The organism is Pseudomonas marginalis (genome assembly GCF_900105325.1).
Taxonomy (GTDB): Bacteria; Pseudomonadota; Gammaproteobacteria; order Pseudomonadales; family Pseudomonadaceae; genus Aquipseudomonas; species Aquipseudomonas marginalis.
The window spans coordinates 708,020-724,532 of the sequence record NZ_FNSU01000001.1; the positions used below are offsets into that span (position 1 = coordinate 708,020).

Annotated in this window: 20 protein-coding genes and 5 pseudogenes; 19 read left to right on the forward strand and 6 right to left on the reverse strand. The window is 59.4% G+C overall.

Annotated features, from left to right (window positions below; translation table 11 throughout):
- Nucleotides 1-18 precede the first annotated feature (18 nt).
- The 15 genes and pseudogenes from BLW22_RS03440 to recX all read left to right on the forward strand — a co-directional run bounded on the left by BLW22_RS03440 (nt 19) and on the right by recX (nt 8,161).
- Complete coding sequence (locus BLW22_RS03440) at nt 19-753, forward strand: LexA family transcriptional regulator (RefSeq protein ID WP_074844180.1); 735 nt, start codon at nt 19-21, stop codon at nt 751-753.
- Nucleotides 754-1,349: 596 nt separating this feature from the next.
- Entirely contained in the window at nt 1,350-1,694 is a 345-nt protein-coding gene (locus BLW22_RS03445) for a phage holin family protein (protein ID WP_027604569.1), read from the forward strand.
- 20 nt (nt 1,695-1,714) lie between these two features.
- Nucleotides 1,715-2,230, forward strand: coding sequence for an ATP-binding protein (locus BLW22_RS03450; protein ID WP_074844183.1), 516 nt, complete (start codon nt 1,715-1,717; stop codon nt 2,228-2,230).
- A 3-nt stretch (nt 2,231-2,233) separates the two neighbouring features.
- A pseudogene (locus BLW22_RS03455) lies at nt 2,234-2,662 on the forward strand (phage baseplate assembly protein V); the annotation flags it as partial.
- Nucleotides 2,660-2,875: pseudogene (locus BLW22_RS35070) on the forward strand (phage baseplate protein); the annotation flags it as partial. The pseudogenes BLW22_RS03455 and BLW22_RS35070, both read left to right, overlap by 3 nt.
- Nucleotides 2,872-3,057: pseudogene (locus BLW22_RS03460) on the forward strand (baseplate J/gp47 family protein); the annotation flags it as partial. The pseudogenes BLW22_RS35070 and BLW22_RS03460, both read left to right, overlap by 4 nt.
- 373 nt (nt 3,058-3,430) lie before the next feature.
- Nucleotides 3,431-3,616: a Com family DNA-binding transcriptional regulator gene (locus BLW22_RS03465; RefSeq protein ID WP_074844186.1), complete on the forward strand. Its 186-nt coding sequence runs from the start codon at nt 3,431-3,433 to the stop codon at nt 3,614-3,616.
- Nucleotides 3,617-3,624: 8 nt separating this feature from the next.
- Nucleotides 3,625-3,948, forward strand: a complete 324-nt coding sequence (locus tag BLW22_RS03470; RefSeq protein WP_074844189.1) for a hypothetical protein — start codon at nt 3,625-3,627, stop codon at nt 3,946-3,948.
- Nucleotides 3,949-4,144: 196 nt separating this feature from the next.
- Nucleotides 4,145-4,263 (forward strand): annotated as a pseudogene (locus BLW22_RS03475) (chemotaxis protein); the annotation flags it as partial.
- 231 nt (nt 4,264-4,494) lie between these two features.
- Nucleotides 4,495-4,893 (forward strand): annotated as a pseudogene (locus BLW22_RS03480) (phage late control D family protein); the annotation flags it as partial.
- Between the two features lie 22 nt (nt 4,894-4,915).
- A complete protein-coding gene (locus tag BLW22_RS03485) occupies nt 4,916-5,473 on the forward strand; it encodes a glycoside hydrolase family 19 protein (protein WP_074844192.1) in 558 nt (185 codons plus the stop codon).
- Nucleotides 5,461-5,961, forward strand: coding sequence for a lysis system i-spanin subunit Rz (locus BLW22_RS03490; RefSeq protein WP_065926516.1), 501 nt, complete (start codon nt 5,461-5,463; stop codon nt 5,959-5,961). The genes BLW22_RS03485 and BLW22_RS03490 overlap by 13 nt, the downstream gene beginning before the upstream one ends.
- A gap of 81 nt (nt 5,962-6,042) precedes the next feature.
- Nucleotides 6,043-6,543: a CinA family protein gene (locus BLW22_RS03495; protein WP_065926515.1), complete on the forward strand. Its 501-nt coding sequence runs from the start codon at nt 6,043-6,045 to the stop codon at nt 6,541-6,543.
- 83 nt (nt 6,544-6,626) lie between these two features.
- Nucleotides 6,627-7,685 (forward strand): recombinase RecA, encoded by a 1,059-nt coding sequence (gene recA / locus BLW22_RS03500; RefSeq protein ID WP_065926514.1) that lies wholly within the window; start codon nt 6,627-6,629, stop codon nt 7,683-7,685.
- A gap of 8 nt (nt 7,686-7,693) precedes the next feature.
- On the forward strand, nt 7,694-8,161 hold the full coding sequence (gene recX / locus BLW22_RS03505) for a recombination regulator RecX (protein WP_012722522.1): 468 nt from the start codon (nt 7,694-7,696) through the stop codon (nt 8,159-8,161).
- 205 nt (nt 8,162-8,366) lie between these two features.
- Here recX and BLW22_RS03510 read toward each other — a convergent pair whose 3' ends face one another.
- Both BLW22_RS03510 and BLW22_RS03515 read right to left on the reverse strand, forming a co-directional pair.
- A complete protein-coding gene (locus BLW22_RS03510) occupies nt 8,367-9,479 on the reverse strand; it encodes an LOG family protein (protein ID WP_065926513.1) in 1,113 nt (370 codons plus the stop codon).
- Between the two features lie 376 nt (nt 9,480-9,855).
- Nucleotides 9,856-10,296, reverse strand: coding sequence for a PA3611 family quorum-sensing-regulated virulence factor (locus BLW22_RS03515; protein ID WP_027604548.1), 441 nt, complete (start codon nt 10,294-10,296; stop codon nt 9,856-9,858).
- 179 nt (nt 10,297-10,475) lie between these two features.
- Between BLW22_RS03515 and BLW22_RS03520 the strand changes: the two genes are divergently transcribed.
- The 3 genes from BLW22_RS03520 to BLW22_RS03535 all read left to right on the forward strand — a co-directional run bounded on the left by BLW22_RS03520 (nt 10,476) and on the right by BLW22_RS03535 (nt 12,536).
- Nucleotides 10,476-11,195 (forward strand): tRNA-uridine aminocarboxypropyltransferase, encoded by a 720-nt coding sequence (locus tag BLW22_RS03520; RefSeq protein WP_065926512.1) that lies wholly within the window; start codon nt 10,476-10,478, stop codon nt 11,193-11,195.
- A 252-nt stretch (nt 11,196-11,447) separates the two neighbouring features.
- A complete protein-coding gene (erdR, locus tag BLW22_RS03530) occupies nt 11,448-12,098 on the forward strand; it encodes a response regulator transcription factor ErdR (RefSeq protein ID WP_074844194.1) in 651 nt (216 codons plus the stop codon).
- A gap of 75 nt (nt 12,099-12,173) precedes the next feature.
- Nucleotides 12,174-12,536, forward strand: a complete 363-nt coding sequence (locus BLW22_RS03535; protein WP_065938722.1) for a diacylglycerol kinase — start codon at nt 12,174-12,176, stop codon at nt 12,534-12,536.
- A 3-nt stretch (nt 12,537-12,539) separates the two neighbouring features.
- Here the strand turns inward: BLW22_RS03535 and BLW22_RS03540 are convergent, their stop codons facing one another.
- Complete coding sequence (locus BLW22_RS03540; protein WP_027604543.1) at nt 12,540-13,466, reverse strand: LysR family transcriptional regulator; 927 nt, start codon at nt 13,464-13,466, stop codon at nt 12,540-12,542.
- 124 nt (nt 13,467-13,590) lie between these two features.
- Between BLW22_RS03540 and fpr the strand changes: the two genes are divergently transcribed.
- The gene (gene fpr, locus BLW22_RS03545) at nt 13,591-14,370 is read left to right on the forward strand and encodes a ferredoxin-NADP reductase (RefSeq protein WP_003172178.1); all 780 of its coding nucleotides are present in this window, start codon (nt 13,591-13,593) and stop codon (nt 14,368-14,370) included.
- A 115-nt stretch (nt 14,371-14,485) separates the two neighbouring features.
- Here fpr and tsaA read toward each other — a convergent pair whose 3' ends face one another.
- The 3 genes from tsaA to BLW22_RS03560 all read right to left on the reverse strand — a co-directional run bounded on the left by tsaA (nt 14,486) and on the right by BLW22_RS03560 (nt 16,493).
- Nucleotides 14,486-15,181, reverse strand: a complete 696-nt coding sequence (gene tsaA / locus BLW22_RS03550; RefSeq protein ID WP_065926508.1) for a tRNA (N6-threonylcarbamoyladenosine(37)-N6)-methyltransferase TrmO — start codon at nt 15,179-15,181, stop codon at nt 14,486-14,488.
- 70 nt (nt 15,182-15,251) lie between these two features.
- Nucleotides 15,252-15,713, reverse strand: a complete 462-nt coding sequence (locus BLW22_RS03555) for a YehS family protein (RefSeq protein ID WP_065926507.1) — start codon at nt 15,711-15,713, stop codon at nt 15,252-15,254.
- Nucleotides 15,714-15,782: 69 nt separating this feature from the next.
- On the reverse strand, nt 15,783-16,493 hold the full coding sequence (locus BLW22_RS03560) for an rRNA pseudouridine synthase (protein WP_027604539.1): 711 nt from the start codon (nt 16,491-16,493) through the stop codon (nt 15,783-15,785).
- Nucleotides 16,494-16,513 lie beyond the last annotated feature (20 nt).

Sequence of the window (16,513 nt, forward strand, 5' to 3'; positions counted from 1 at the left end):
CCCGTCACTATCGCCGCTATGCAAAAACGCAACGTTTCTATCGTCTTAAGAGAACTGCTGGACCGCGACCGGATCTCCCCCACGGAGCTTCACCGGCGTACTGGCGTGCCTCAATCCACGTTGTCCCGGATTCTCAGCGGCAAGATCGTTGATCCGTCGGATAAACACATCTCGCGTATCGCCGAGTACTTCCGCGTCAGCACCGATCAACTGCGCGGGCGTGCGGCGGTGGGGGCTTTGCGCGATGACGGGCGCGCCCCGACGCATTCGGAACTCAAGGATATAAGCCTGTGGGACGATGACACCCCCGTTAATGATGACGAGGTGTCGATCCCCTTTCTGCGCGAGGTTGAATTGGCTGCTGGATCAGGAAGATTCGTCATCGAGGAAAGCGAGAAGGCCAGCCTGCGTTTTGGAAAGCGCAGCCTGCGACATAACGGTGTGCAGTTCGACCAGGCCAAGTGTGTGACGGTGCGCGGCAACAGTATGTTGCCGGTACTGCGCGACGGCGCGACGGTCGGCGTGAATGCTGGCAAAAGTGGCATCGGCGACATCGTCGATGGCGACTTGTATGCCATCAATCACAATGGCCAGCTGCGGGTTAAACAGCTCTATCGCCTGCCTTCCGGGATTCGCCTGCGCAGTTTCAATCGCGATGAACACCCGGATGAGGACTACAGCTTCCAGGATATCCAAGATGAGCAGATCAGCATCCTCGGTCATGTGTTCTGGTGGGGGATGTACGCCCGTTAACCTCCTTGCGTAAGAGAGAGCCCGCCATCGAGCGGGCTTTTTTTCGCCCGTGGAAAATCGCCAAACCCTTTGCCCGCAAGGCATGAAATGCATCAGTGCATTATCATGGTGAAATAAATGCATTTGTGCATTGACTGTATATGCATACATGCATATCCTTCATCTCAAGCCAGCCAACAAGGCCTGGTGGAGGCGGCAAGGATGCTGCCAAGGAAGACAAGGAAGGCACGCAACATCGGCAAGGACGCCATCAGAGCGATGGCAGGGATGCCAGGCAACACCGGCAAGGATGCCGACGCTCTTTAGTGACACCGCTTCAGCAACAGGCAGCGATGAACCGGCCTTAACGGTTCAGAGGGTTGGCAACTGACCCGGGTGTGCAGCGTAAAGCACCAGAAGCAGTTATCCGGCAGACAGGGATCGTGGTCGGAAAAACATCGAGGAAAGATCCGTACCGCGCCAGTAGCGCCGAAAGATCGACGCTGGACCGCATTACTGAAAAGCCTGGGCAACCGGGCTTTTTGGAATGCCTACCTATACATGGATTTACCCAAAAGCCGGTGCGTTGCCGGCATTGCTCAGCCAGGAGGCGTGACATGACAAACGAGCAGCAAGCGTTAGCGGAAATGCCTATCTGGCTGGTGATCGCACTGGCGCTGATTGGCGGCGTATCCGGCGAAATGTGGCGTGCCGACAAGGAGGGCGCCCGCGGTTGGTCGCTGGTCCGGCGTCTGGCCCTGCGGTCCGGGGCGTGCATGGTCTGCGGGGTTTCGGCATTGATGCTGTGCTACGCCGCCGGCATGTCGATCTGGACCGCCGGCGCCATTGGTTGCCTGACGGCCATGGCCGGCGCAGACGTCGCCATCGGCCTTTATGAACGCTGGGCGGCCAAGCGCATCGGGGTCAACGAAGCGCCGACATCCCGCTCGGATCAGCAGTAACTGCTGCAAGGACGCAACTGATGACACTTATCGAAAAACCCTCCCAACTGCCTGTAGCCATTGAGGGGGCGCTGAAGCGTGCCTTCCCACAATTACAGGTAGGCAACCACCAGGACGTTGGCGGCGCCGGGGATCACACTGGCGTGCTGATCAGCGTGGAACGCAACGGCCCCGGTGTGCGTTCCCGTGAAGGGCGCAAGGCGCATGCCTTGTCGGTATCACTCAGGGTTACGGTCGCCAGCGCGGCGGCGCCTTTTGACGCGTGCGACCTGGCCAACCAATTGATGGACCTGGCCCTGGATAACCGCTGGGGCCTGCCGTCGGACCAGTGCGATTTACCCACGGCCGTCGTCGCGGCGCCCTCTGGGCTCGCCAGCGCCGAAACGGACTACGACACCTGGACCGTGTCCTTCACCCAAACCCTCTATCTCGGCCCGTCGTTGCTCGAAGACCCCACCGGCACACCGCTGTTTGCCCGCACCTGGGAAGTCTCGGACATCGACGATCCGGATCAATATCGGCCCCTGCAGGAGTAGTCCATGTTCGACGCATTGTTACGCATGCAACTGGGGCCGATTGTCGAGCGCCTGGCGGAAATGGAAGCCCAGCTCGAAGACCTGTATCGACGCGCGGACAGTTTCTGCCGCATTGGCGTGTGCCAGGAGGTCGACGCTGCCAGCAATACCTGCAAGGTCAGCCATGGTGAGTTGCTTACCCCGGCGATTCGGTTCTTCAACCCCAGCGCCGGTGCGCAGACCGAAACCCGTATTCCGTCGGTGGGCGAGCAATGCCTGTTGCTCAACTACGGCGGTGGGGAAGGGGGCATGCAGTCTGTGGCGCTGTTCGGGCTGAACAGTAGTCTGTTTCCACCGGTGTCCAGCGTGGCCTCGCTGACCCGGCGGCGCCATCAGGATGGCACCCAAAGCGACTACGACGATGCCAGCCACACCTTCAACTGGATTAACGGCTCGATGATCCCGCAACTGCTCGGCCAGAACCTTGGCGATGACCTGTTGATCCTCGCCCAAAGCCACGCCGCGCAAGCGTTCTACAACAGCCAGAACGGCATTGTCGACTTCCAGCCCCAGGTCATCGTCGCCACCCGCCAGGGCGCCGGGTTATTGCTGCGTTTTGCCGGCACCTGGAAAAACCGCCAACAATCCTTCGAGGTTGTGACATGAGCATGCTGATCCCAGGCCAGAACCAACTGGCGGAGCCGGCGATTATCGCGGTCGATGAGTTCGAACCACTGCTGGCGGAGTTCAAGGCGTTTGTCGTCGACTACGTCGCCACCCGCGCGCCGCAGAGCGCGGCCAGACTCAAGGTCAGCCTCGACAACGAAAGCGGACTGCTGACCCAAGCGGCCGCGCAGCAACTGCTGCAAACCTACGCCGACTCCTGCCCTTGCTTGGACGGCCGCGTGAACCCAAGTTGGATCGACTATGCGTTCCACAGCGCCGGTGCGCGCAACTGCAGATACTCGAGCACTTGAGGCCGATCATGATGATTCACAAAAAACGGCCATTGTGTCGGATTTTTTGTGCCCGGAAGAAAGCAAAAAGCCCCGACAAGTTCAGGGCTTTTTGTTGAGATCGAAAAAAGAGAGGGCGACTCCAGAGGGTGCACTAACACCCTAAGGAGACGCCAGATCGCAGATCTAGCCTGCAAGCCAGCCAGGGCCCTCACTGCTCGCACGAGCGGGACGGAGCCTAGCAGATAAATAAACGGACTTGCAGATGTTGAAAGAATTCAGATGCGGTAACTGCAAAAGACTTCTCGCCCGTACGGGTGGGTTTACAGAGCTCCAGATCAAATGTTCCCGATGCGGGACGTTGAATCATGGGAAGGCCACGAGCCTCGAGCAATCGCCTTTGAGCGACATGAAAGCGGAATCCTCCGCGACAAATCATTCGACTCAATAGGTGAAAACATGGACGCACAACCAATCGGCTCTAAATTGTTTTCTGGCGAATACAGTGCCAGCGTAGTTCAAGTCATCAATCCTGCGATGAACACCAATGGAGCAGTGCTTCGAACGGCTTCTTTCCTCGGTACGCAGTATTCGATCCTCGCAACTGGCACAACCCCCGTCACCGGGGCCACCGACAAGACGAAGCCTGTTGTTTTGGCTTCGGTAGCGGCGACCTACAATGCCTTGCAGTTCCCCGTCACTTTACCGGCGGGGTATGGGCTTTGGATCGCCACTAACTCGGGCTCATCCTCGCTGTTCCTGACCTACGATCTGCTGCCATAAGCGAGACCTGGCCGACTCTAGAGTCGGCCATCTTGTTTGTTACGTAAGCCACGTGAATCTTTCCAATACCCCCGCCATCGTGGGGGGCCTTTTCGTTTTCGGCTCCACCACACCCATTGCTCCAAGCTGGGAGTGCTGCTGGGGCTAACTCATTTGTACAGGTCGTACTTCGGCCACCTTTCTCTATGGAGTGGCGATGGATCCTAACGACCTGGGGCCAGGCACACGTTCGCGTGGCTTGGCGGTACCGGCACTGTTCTGCTCGGTGGTCTGTTATGGCTGAGAAATTTCTCTTCAAGTCAATGTGGTTCAAGGCGTACGCAGCGGTGGCGTAAACGCCGTCGGCTCAGGCCTCAGCACCGCTGTCGGTGGCGCAATCGGTGGTTTGCTCGGCAGCGAGGCAGGCAGTTGGCTCGGTGACAAACTGTTCGGCTCAACGGATCGCCTGCCTGCACCCAATGCGGTGAGCAAGGAACTCAATGCGGCGCGCACGGATAACGTGCAAGTCACCCTCGCCCCGAGTATCCAGATCACCGGTGTAAACCCCGCCCCGGTGAACAAGGCTTTATCACCGCCAAGCTCGACGAAAAATCCCGCTCGAAATACCAAGGCTGCCGTGCCAGTTGGTGGGATGTCTCCGCCGGCAAGCAGCGCGTCGTCCAGGTGGGGAATGCACCGTTCAAAACCTTGCGCCAACGCTACCAGAACGAAGCCGAAGCCCGCGCCGTTGCCGAAGGTGAACTGCGTCGTGTGGGGCGTGAAAATTTGAAGTTGCTGATCGATTGCCCGGGCAATCCATTGTTGGCCGCGGAAGGCCTGTTAGTGCTGGATGAGAGCTGGCCGTCCTATATGCAGGGGCGCTGGTCGATAAAGCAGGTGGTTCATGTCGGCGATCCGGCGACGGGATACCGCAGTTCGATCACGGCCGGTGGGTTGTCGATATAGCTACTTTTCGAGAGTAAAACCAATGGTGATAACACTCCCCCAGCTGCTTGACGTTATGCCGGATGCCCGCCTTAGAGCGGGCGTTTTTTTAATGCCCTTGAATGCGGCTTTCGTTCGTTTCGAGATCAACTGTGCGAAGCGCATCGCCGCCTTCCTCGCCCAGATTGGCCACGAATCCGCCGAACTGCGTTACGTCCGTGAACTGGGCAGCGATTACTACCTGAGCAAATACGACACCGGCAGCCTGGCCGCGCGCCTGGGCAATAGCCCCGAAGCGGATGGCGATGGTCCTTTGTACCGGGGGCGGGGGCTGATCCAGATCACCGGTCGGCGCAATTACCTGGCCTGCAGTCAGGCGTTGTTTGGTGACGATCGTCTGTTGCGTGAGCCTATGTTGCTCGAGCAACCCCAATGGGCGGCTGAGTCGGCCGCCTGGTTCTGGCAGGTCAATGGCCTGAATGAGCTGGCCGACAAGGACCAGTTCACCACCATTACACGGCGTATCAATGGCGGGCTGAATGGGCTGGAGGATCGCTTGCGGCTGTGGGCGCGGGCGAAGGCGGTGTTATGCGTTTCCTAGGGGCCTACCAACTGATCGGTGCTTGCCTGTTGGTGGCGGTGACCTGGCAGGTCCAGGCCTGGCGCTTGGGGGTACAGCTTGAGCGCCAGGCTTCTGTCCATGCACAGGCGCTCAGCCAGCAAAGCCAGGCGGTCTTGCATCAACAACAGGCTGAACAGGACAAACGGCTGGCCCTGGAGCAACAGCTCAGTGCCAGCGACCAACACCATGCTCGGGAGTTGAGCGATGCCCAACGTAACCAGGCTGCTCTGCGCGACCGTCTGGCCACTGCTGATGTGCGGTTGTCAGTCCTTCTCGACGCCACCGAAGCCGCCGATGGCTGCGCAGTGCCAAGTACCACCACCACCGGCGGCCTGGTTCATGCAGCCGCACGAGCCCGACTTGACCCGGCGCATGCTCAGCGAATTATCGGCATCACCGATGCCGGCGACCAAGGACTGATCGCCTTGCGCGCTTGCCAGGCGTATGTGCACGCTGTCGCCCGCTAATCTCTTGTTCCAGTCTGTCGCTTGCATGAGCGATTTGCTCCTGTAGGGTAGGCAAACCCCCGCCCACTTCTGGAGACCGTCGTGAAGGAAATCACTCAACTTGCCGCTGACCTGGGCCGCCGCCTGCAGATGCTCAATGCCCACGTCACCACGGCCGAATCCTGTACCGGTGGCGGTATCGCCGAGGCCATTACGCGGATCCCGGGGAGTTCGGCCTGGTTCGAGGCGGGGTATGTCACCTATTCCAATCGGCAGAAGACCCGGCAGTTGAATGTGCCGGAAACCTTGTTTCCAAAGGTTGGGGCGGTCAGCCAGGAAGTGGTGGAGGCCATGGTGCGCGGCGCCCAGGAGAAAAGCCTGGCGCGCTTTGCCGTGGCGGTCAGCGGTGTGGCGGGGCCCGATGGTGGTTCGGTGGACAAGCCGGTGGGCACCGTCTGGCTGGCCTTTGGCGTTGGCGAGGAGGTCACGGCCGAGCTTGCGCACTTCTCCGGCAACCGAGATGAGGTCCGCCGACAAACGGTGAAGGCCGCGCTGGAGGGCTTGTTGCGACGAGCTGCAGCAGAAATAGAAAATCAGGGGTAGGCGATCTCCGATCTTTGTGGAACAATACTGTCTACTTATACAGGTGTTGGCCGTCAGGCCTTATTGATTACGTGAGGACTTTAATGGACGACAACAAGAAGAAAGCCTTGGCTGCGGCCCTGGGTCAGATCGAACGTCAATTCGGCAAGGGTGCCGTAATGCGTATGGGCGATCACGACCGTCAGGCGATCCCGGCTATTTCCACTGGCTCTCTGGGTCTGGACATCGCGCTCGGCATTGGCGGCCTGCCAAAAGGTCGTATCGTTGAAATCTACGGTCCTGAATCTTCCGGTAAAACCACCCTGACCCTGTCGGTGATTGCCCAGGCGCAAAAAATGGGCGCCACCTGCGCGTTCGTCGACGCCGAGCACGCCCTGGATCCTGAATACGCCGGCAAGCTGGGCGTCAACGTTGATGACCTGCTGGTGTCCCAGCCGGACACCGGTGAGCAAGCCCTGGAAATCACCGACATGCTGGTGCGCTCCAACGCCATCGACGTGATCGTGGTCGACTCCGTGGCAGCCCTGGTACCCAAGGCTGAAATCGAAGGCGAAATGGGCGACATGCATGTGGGCCTGCAAGCCCGCCTGATGTCCCAGGCGCTGCGTAAAATCACCGGTAACATCAAGAACGCCAACTGCCTGGTGATCTTCATCAACCAGATCCGCATGAAGATCGGCGTGATGTTTGGCAGCCCGGAAACCACCACCGGTGGTAACGCGCTGAAGTTCTACGCGTCGGTCCGCCTGGACATCCGCCGTACCGGCGCGGTGAAAGAGGGTGACGAGGTTGTGGGTAGCGAAACCCGCGTCAAGGTCGTGAAAAACAAAGTGGCTCCGCCTTTCCGCCAGGCTGAGTTCCAGATTCTCTACGGCAAGGGTATCTACCTGAACGGCGAGATGATCGACCTGGGCGTGCTGCACGGCTTCGTCGAAAAGTCCGGTGCCTGGTATGCCTACAATGGCAGCAAGATCGGTCAGGGCAAGGCCAACTCGGCCAAGTTCCTGGCGGACAACCCGGACATCGCTGCCACGCTTGAGAAGCAGATCCGCGACAAACTGCTGACCCCAACACCAGACGTGAAAGCTGCCGCCAACCGCGAGCCGGTTGAAGAAGTAGAAGAAGCCGACACTGACATCTGAAATAAACGATGACCGTTGTACTGGATACACTTGTCGCCGTTCGGCGCACCGCAATGGACCTGCTCGCTCGCCGCGAGCATGGTCGAGTCGAGCTGACGCGTAAACTGCGTCAGCGCGGTGCGGAACCTGAGATGATCGAAACCGCCCTTGACCGGTTGACGGAAGAGGGGCTGCTTTCGGAATCCCGTTATCTCGAAAGTTTTGTCTCCTACCGAGCCCGGTCCGGCTATGGCCCGGCGCGTATTCGCGAAGAGCTGAGCCAGCGCGGTTTACAGCGCGCTGATATCGACCTTGCCTTGCGTGAGTGCGGTATCAGTTGGCAGGCGCAGTTGGAGGACACCTGGCGCCGCAAATTCTCGGGTCATCTCCCCATTGATGCCAGGGAACGCGCCAAGCAGGGACGCTTCTTGAGTTATCGCGGTTTTTCTATGGAGATGATCAGTCGCTTACTCAGCGGTCGAGATATGGACGACTGAACAACCTTGTTGTGCGGTGAACGGCCTTGTTATGGCGAGCGGGCTTGCTTGTGGTGAGCGGGCTTGCCCCGCGCTGGGCTGCGAAGCAGCCCCAATAACCTCACCTTCGATCTAAACCTGAAACACCAAACCTGAAGCCCCCAAAAAAGGCCCGCTATGAAAATAGCGGGCCTTTTTGCGTTTCTGGATCCTGCGTTTCTGGATTTCACGCCGGCTGCGGCGCTACCCGCTGTTGCGTCTTCCCCTGAGCCTGCGCCCAGTTCTCCGGCAAGTTGATGTAATCCACCAGCTCCCGCAACCGGCCCTGGTCACGGCCATTGAAGTTGAACACCAACCGCGTCAAATGGCTGAACTTCGGCTCATCATGCTCCTCACCGGTATAGGCAAGCTGCTGGAATTCTCCGCTCAACCGCAGGCTGGCAAATTCACTCTGCAAATGAGCCAGCGCTCGATCGCTGAGCGGGTGATTCATGCGCACCACAAACTCACGTTTCAACCAGCGCGTGGAATGGAAGTTGGCATAGAACTGATTGATCTCTTCCACTGCCTCTTCAGCGCTGTACACCAGGCGTACCAGCTTGAGGTCGGTGGGCAGGATGTAGCGATTGGCTTCCAGCTGGCTACGGATAAAGTCCAGGGCGCCTTGCCAGAAACCGCCACCGGGCGCATCCAGCAACACTACCGGCACCAGCGGGCTTTTGCCGGTCTGGATCAGGGTCAATACTTCCAGGGCTTCATCCAGGGTGCCGAAACCACCCGGGCACAACACCAGCGCATCGGCTTCCTTGACGAAGAACAGCTTGCGGGTAAAGAAGAAGTGGAAGGACAGCAGGTTCTCGGTGCCATCGATGGTCGGGTTGGCATGCTGTTCAAACGGCAGGGTGATATTGAACCCCAGGCTGTGCTCCAGGCCTGCCCCTTCGTGGGCCGCCGCCATGATGCCGCCGCCACCACCGGTGATTACCATCAGGTCCGAACGGGCCAGTGCGGCACCCACCTCGCGGGCCAAGGCGTACAGTGGGCTTTCCACCGGGGTGCGTGCCGAGCCGAACACCGTAACCTTGCGGCGCCCCTTGAACTGTTCGAGTACGCGGAAGGCGTGGTCCAGTTCGCGAATGGCTTGCAAGGTGATCTTGGCGTTCCAGCGGTTGCGGTCGTCCTGGGCCATGCGCAGCACGGTCAGGATCATGTCGCGATACAGGGGGATATTCGGGCTGTTGGGGGCGATCTGCTGGAGCTGAGCTTCAACCTGTTGCGTAAGGTCGGCCCCGTTTTCTTCAAAATGCCGGAGCAGGCGGTCATTCGGTTCGTAAGGCATTCAACTTCTCCTTCTTCACAGAGGCTGGGCCAACGGCGAGAGATTCGTCCGGGGGCCACGACACTGCATGTGTCGCTGCATACCAAGGCATTGCACGTGTTCGCCAGGCAGCAAACGGGCTCTGTATGTTCCTTGTGATTTAAAAAACCTTTGCACTGCACTTCGCAGGAGGGCAACCCTCTTTTGCCCTGGAAATGTTACAGAACGGCGTGGAAGCCGTGATGAACGGGCGGTCGGGATGACTTGATCATGGGCCGAAAAACCCTTGGCTGGCAACCGCTTATTGGTCACTCAGCAGGGAGTTTAGCCGCCTGCAGGGAAATGAAGCAGGGGAGTGCGCGCTACTGGACAGCAGCGCGCGAAGGGCAAGCGAAGATTACTTTTTCTTCTTGGCGGCAGCCGGTGCCGGGCAATCCGCTTCCACGAATTTCACCGATGCCACAGGACGATTGGTCTTGTTCTCGGTGATTTCATAGCGCATCACTGCGCCCTTGGCCATCAGCTCGCGATAACCTTTGTTCAGGCACACGCTTTGCCCCAGCTGGAAGTACACCGCCTTGGGGTTGGCGCGCATCTGTTCGGCGCGATCAGGCAATACGCTGAGGTGATCAATCAGTTGCATGCCCTCAACGGTGTAGGCCACTTCCAGGGTTTTTTCGTCGATTTCCCGCGGCAGGTCCTTGTTGCTTTCAGTCGCGACGCTTTGCAGCTTCCGGTTCATTTGGGCCTCCAGCAGCGAGGCCGCCTGGGCGCCCACGGGCAGTACCAGCGCAAGTGCGATGGATGGGGCGGCAAGACGCAGCATGGAACGCAGCATGAAACTCTCCTGATTCGGTTACTGGTGCATAGACCAGCCACTGCGCTGTGCGTTCAGTGGCGCGCAATTATAGGTGACCCCTTGCCACTACAGCCAGGCGTATCGCTGGTAAACTGCGGTCACTTCAGCCTTCCACGAGTTTTCTCCGTGTCGATCTACCCCTCTGTACGGCGCATCCGATGAGCCATGCCGTCTCCCGCCTGCGCACACAGCGCCTGGCACGCGCGATCAAGCCCTTCGTCAATCGAGGCTCACGTGCCGAACGCTGCCCCGGCTGCCGGGTCATCCCCGAGTATTGCCTGTGCGCCTGGCGCCCCCAGGTCGCGGCCAGGTCCGCCATGTGCCTGCTGATGCACGATGTCGAACCGATGAAACCCAGCAACACCGGCTGGCTGATCGCCGACGTGGTCGAGGACACCACGGCATTCGCCTGGTCGCGTACCGAAGTCGACCCGGATTTGCTCACCCTGCTCGCTGACCCGCAGTGGCAGCCCTACATCGTGTTCCCCGGCGAATTCGTGGCGCCCGAGCGTGTCGTCAGTACCGTGACGGTGGCAGAAGGCAGGCGCCCGCTGTTCATCCTGCTGGATGGCACCTGGAGCGAAGCGCGCAAGATGTTCCGCAAGAGTCCCTATCTGGAGTATCTGCCGGTATTGAGCCTGGCGCCTGAGCAGCTTTCGCGCTACAAACTGCGCCGCTCCAAGCGTGATGACCATTTCTGCACCGCCGAAGTCGCCGCCCTGTGCCTGGAACTGGCCGATGACACCGCTGCCAGCGAAGTGCTGGACGCCTACCTCGACGTATTCAGCACCCATTACCTGGCCGCCAAGTTCCAGCTGCCATTGGACCCGACCGACAGCGTCCATACTCGTCTTGCACCCTATATAGCCACGCTATAGCCAGACGACGTTTGCATGATGGCACCGTAAACCTGCATGCCGCTAAAATGCCCATGGGCGTAGTGCTTGACCCCCCAGGCTGCGCTGGGCATGCTGAGCGCCGATTGGGGTGCAACCGTGAGTTTTCGACGTCGTTCCAAGTGCTTTTGACGTTGAACGTACCCTGTGGCGATGGCTGCCTGGCCGTCGCCTTGTGTATTGGTGAACCCCGAACCCATCGGGGCTGCCATAAAAAACAGGATCATTTAATCAATGGCCACATACGAAATCCTGATAGCCGATGACCACCCGCTGTTTCGCAGTGCGCTCCATCAGGCCGTGACCCTGGGCCTTGGCCCGGACGTGCGCCTGGTTGAAGTGGCCAGCATTGCCGAGCTGGAAGCCCGCCTTACCGAAAAATCCGATTGGGACCTGGTGCTGCTCGACCTGAACATGCCCGGCGCCTACGGTTTTTCGGGGCTGGTGCTCCTGCGTGGGCAATACCCGCAGATCCCCGTGGTGATGGTCTCTGCCCAGGAAGATGCCGACGTGTTGGTGCGTTCCAAGGAGTTTGGCGCCAGCGGCTTCATTCCAAAGTCCAGCGCGATGGAAGATATTCAGAAGGCCGTGCGCGCAGTGTTGGACGGTGATGTGTCCTGGCCGCCGCAAGCGTTTGAACACATCAACGTGTCCGACGAAGCCAAGGCCGCCCGTGATGGCTTGGCCAGCCTGACACCCCAGCAGTTTCGAGTGCTGACCATGGTCTGCGAAGGTTTGCTGAACAAGCAGATCGCCTATGAGCTGAGTGTGTCGGAAGCGACCATCAAGGCTCATGTCACGGCAATCTTTCGCAAATTGGGGGTGCGTACGCGGACCCAGGCGGCGCTGCTCTTGCAACAACTTGAGTCAATTGCTCAGCATTAAGTTGTTACCGATTCACGCTTTTTTGACTTTGCGTGATCTAGTTTCCCCACTCCTTTGGTTCAGTTGCCTACGTCTATGTCGCCTTTCAAGGGTCAAACCGGTCTCAAACGTATCTTCAATGCAGGGGGCTATTCCCTGGATGGCCTGCGCGCGGCTTTCACCGGTGAGGCGGCGTTCCGTCAACTGGTCTTGTTGAACGTCATCCTGATCCCGCTGAGTTTTTTCCTGCATGTCAGCCGTGTTGAGCGCGCGCTGCTGATTGCGGTGTGCCTGTTGGCCTTGATCGTTGAATTGCTCAATTCGGCGGTAGAAGCGGCGATCGACCGTATTTCCCTCGATCGCCACCCCTTGTCGAAAAACGCCAAGGACATGGGCAGCGCCGCGCAATTCGTGGCACTGACCATGATCACCCTGGTGTGGGCAGTGATTCTGATCTGACGATCAGGCAATGCTCGGCAGCACGATCTCGTCGCTGCGCTGAACCCCGGCAGTGAAGGCGCGGCACAGCTCCAGGAACTCCCGCATCGCGGAGGTCTGGTATTTCTGTTTATGCCAAATGAAGTAGAACTGCCGGGCCAGGTCCAGGTCCGGGGTTTCTACCGGCACCAGGCTGCCACGGCGAAATGCATCGCGCAGCGCCAGCCGAGAAATACACCCAATGCCCAAACCCGATTCCACCGCCCGTTTGATCGCCTCGGTGTGCTCCAGCTCCAGGCGGATATTCAGCGCGCTGCGGTGATGGCGCATGGCCTGGTCAAAGGTCAGGCGCGTGCCGGAGCCTTGTTCCCGCAGGATCCAGGCCTCATGGGTCAACTCTTCGAGGGTGGCCACGCCGCGTTTGGCCAAGTGGTGCTGAGGCGCGCAAAACACCACCAGCTCATCTTCCACCCAGGTTTGCACCTCGATATCCGGGTGGCTGCAGTCGCCTTCGATTAGACCCAGGTCAATTTCGTAGTGCGCAACCTGGTGCACGATATTGGCAGTGTTCTGCACATGCAGCTTCACCTGGCTTTCGGGGTGCTGCTGCATGAAGCTGCCGATCAGCAGGGTGGCCAGGTAATTGCCAATGGTCAGGGTAGCGCCGACCGCCAGGGAGCCGAAGCCGGACTTACCGTTGAGCAGGTCTTCGATCTCCTTGGCCTGGTCCAACAGCGCCACCGCTTGAGGCAACAGCTGATGGCCCAAGGCGTTGAGACTCAGGCGCTTGCCGGCACGGTCGAATAATTGGCAGCTGGATTGGCGCTCCAGCTCGGTAATCGAGGTGCTGGCGGCGGATTGAGATAAGGCCAGAAGGCCAGCAGCGCGGGAGACGCTTTCCTGCTGGGCGACGGCGACGAAGACTTGCAGTTGACGGAGAGTAAATCGCATATCGATATAACCGATAACCCTTATCTTAATAATCCAGTTAACAGATATTGTCGCCGCCATTAGAATGCTGTGCAATTGCGCACTTCATCTTTGGCGCAGACCCATTTCCAGGAGTCCCCCGTACATGAGCAACATGAACCACGAGCGTGTCCTCAGTGTTCATCACTGGAACGACACTCTGTTCAGCTTCAAGTGCACCCGCGATCCGGGCCTGCGCTTCGAGAACGGTCAGTTCGTGATGATCGGCCTGCAACAGCCCAACGGCCGCCCGCTCATGCGCGCTTACTCCATTGCCAGCCCGAACTGGGAAGAGCATCTGGAGTTCTTCAGCATCAAGGTGCCGGATGGCCCGCTGACTTCCCAATTGCAGCACTTGAAGGAAGGCGACGAGATCATCATCAGCAAAAAACCGACAGGCACCCTGGTGCTTGACGATTTGAAGCCGGGCAAACACCTCTACCTGCTCAGCACCGGTACTGGCCTTGCTCCGTTCATGAGCGTGATCCAGGACCCGGAAACCTACGAGCGCTTTGAAAAAGTGATCCTGTGCCACGGCGTGCGCTACGTCAACGAAGTCGCTTACCGCGAATTCATCACCGAGCACCTGCCGCAGAACGAGTTCTTCGGCGAGGCCCTGCGTGAGAAGCTGATCTACTACCCGACCGTGACCCGCGAGCCGTTCGAAAACGAAGGCCGCCTGACCGACCTGATGCGCAGCGGCAAGCTGTTCAGCGACATCGGCCTGCCACCGATCAACCCCGAGGACGACCGCGCCATGTTGTGCGGCAGCCCAAGCATGTTGGACGAGACCAGCGAAGTGCTGAACAGCTTCGGCCTGAAAGTTTCGCCACGCATGCGTGAGCCGGGTGATTACTTGATCGAGCGCGCGTTCGTCGAGAAATAACTGCGGTAAAAAATGTGGGAGGGGGCTTGCTCCGATGGCGATGGGTCAGTCGATATACACGTTGACTGATCCACCGCCATCGGGAGCAAGCCCCCTCCCACATTGGGTTTCCGGTTTATCCCGCTGGCACCACTTCCAACACACAAATCATCCCGGCCTCTGGATAGTGCCAGCGCACATCCACATCCCAGAACTGCGCCCCGTATTCGCGTTCAGGCCCTGGCGTCTGGTATGCCGGCCGTGGATCCTGTGCCAGACACTGGTCGATCAACTCCACCAACGGTTCCCCAAGGCGCTGGGCGTGGCCTTGTGCCTGCTGCAGTGCGCTCTTCAGCCACTGCACGGGAATCAGCTGCGGCGCACCACTGGCGATGCTGTTGGTGGCTGTGTCGATGATGTCGGCATAGGGCACATACGGCTTGATATCCAATACCGGGGTGCCATCGAGCAAATCGATCCCGGAGATCCACAGCCGGCCTGGCTCCACCTTGTCCAGCTTGACCACTGACTGGCCAATCCCGTTGGGCCGATGAGTCGCGCGGGTCGCAAACACGCCCATGGACGTGTTGCCGCCCAGGCGGGGCGGGCGCACTTTCAGGCGGGGCTTGTCCTCCAGGGCCTGGTGGAACAGAAACAACAGCCACACATGGCTGACCTGCTCCAGGCCCTGTACCGCCTCGCCCTGGTCGAACGGCGCCACCAACTCCAGCACGCCCCGCGCGGCAGGCGCCAGTTGCGGTTGGCGCGGAATGGCGAACTTCTCCTTGAAGCAGGAGCGTACGAAACCGACGGGCGAGACCTGGTAGGCCATTATTGGAGCCTCAAGTTGCAAGCCGCAAGCCACAAGCTTTTAACTTGCAGCTTGAAGCTTATGGCTGTTCTTAAGCTCTGACGCGCAGCGTCAGGCCCTTGAGGAAGTTACGCAGCAACTGGTCGCCACAGGTGCGGTAGTTGGTGTGGCCGAACTTGCGGAACAGCGCGCTCAGCTCAGGCTTGGACACCGGGAATTCGGCAGCCTTGAGGATGGCGTGCATGTCGTCCTCCTTCAGTTCGAAGGCCACACGCAGTTTCTTGAGGATGATGTTGTTGGTCACCGGGGTTTCGATCGGCTGCGGCGGACGGCTTTCGTCCTTGCCGCGCTTGAAGATCACCAGGCCATCGAGGAAGTGGGCCATGACCTCATCCGGACAGAACACAAAGCCTTCTTCCTCGTCTTTCTTGAGGTAGGTCAGCAGGTCTTCCTTGGTCACGTCCATGCCGCCGAGCTTGATAAGCTCGACCATCTTGTTGTCGCTGATGTCGAGCATGTAGCGCACGCTGCGCAGTACGTCGTTGTGAATCATGGTGGGCAATCCTGGTTTTCAACGGTGGGCGCCGCCGGGTGGGGCGGTGCCTGGAAAGGGGGAGGCTGTTTAGAACTTTTCTTTGCCGGACAGATAACGCCATTGGCCAACCGGCACTTTGCCGATGGACACGCCGCCGATGCGAATGCGGCGGATAGCGACGACTTTCAGGCCAACGGCTTCGCAGAACAGGGCGATCACGCCTGGTTGCGGGTTTTTCATCGCAAATCGCAGGCGATTTTCGTTCTGCCAGCTGGCTTTTACGGCTGGCAGCTCTTTGCCTTTGTAGGTCAGGCCGTGGTTCAGGCGGTTGAGGCCGTGGGCAACCATGTCGCCTTCAACCTCCACCACGTATTCCTGCTCGATCTTGGCGGCATCGGCGGTCAACTTGCGCAGGATCTTCCAGTCCTGGGTAAACACCAGCAGGCCGCTGGCCTTGGCCTGCAGGTCGGCGCTGGCGGTCAGGCGCAGGAAGTGGCCCTTGAGCGGACGCTTGCTGAAGCGGTGTTCCTCCGAGAGGGTTTCGGCGCTGATCGAGGCCATTGCCGTCTCGGCATCGACACCAACCGGGGCGTGGAACAGGATGGTCACCGGCTCTGGCGCAGTGGCCTTGGCCTCCGGGTCCAGTTCGACCTTCTGGGTGGTGATCTTGAATTGCGGCTCGTCGATCACTTCACCGTCCACCGAGACCCAGCCGCCTTCGATAAACAGCTCAGCCTCCCGACGGGAGCAACCGACCAGTTCGATAAGGCGTTTGGAGAGGCGTATGGGGTCAGTCATGACAAGGGCCGTAACAAAAG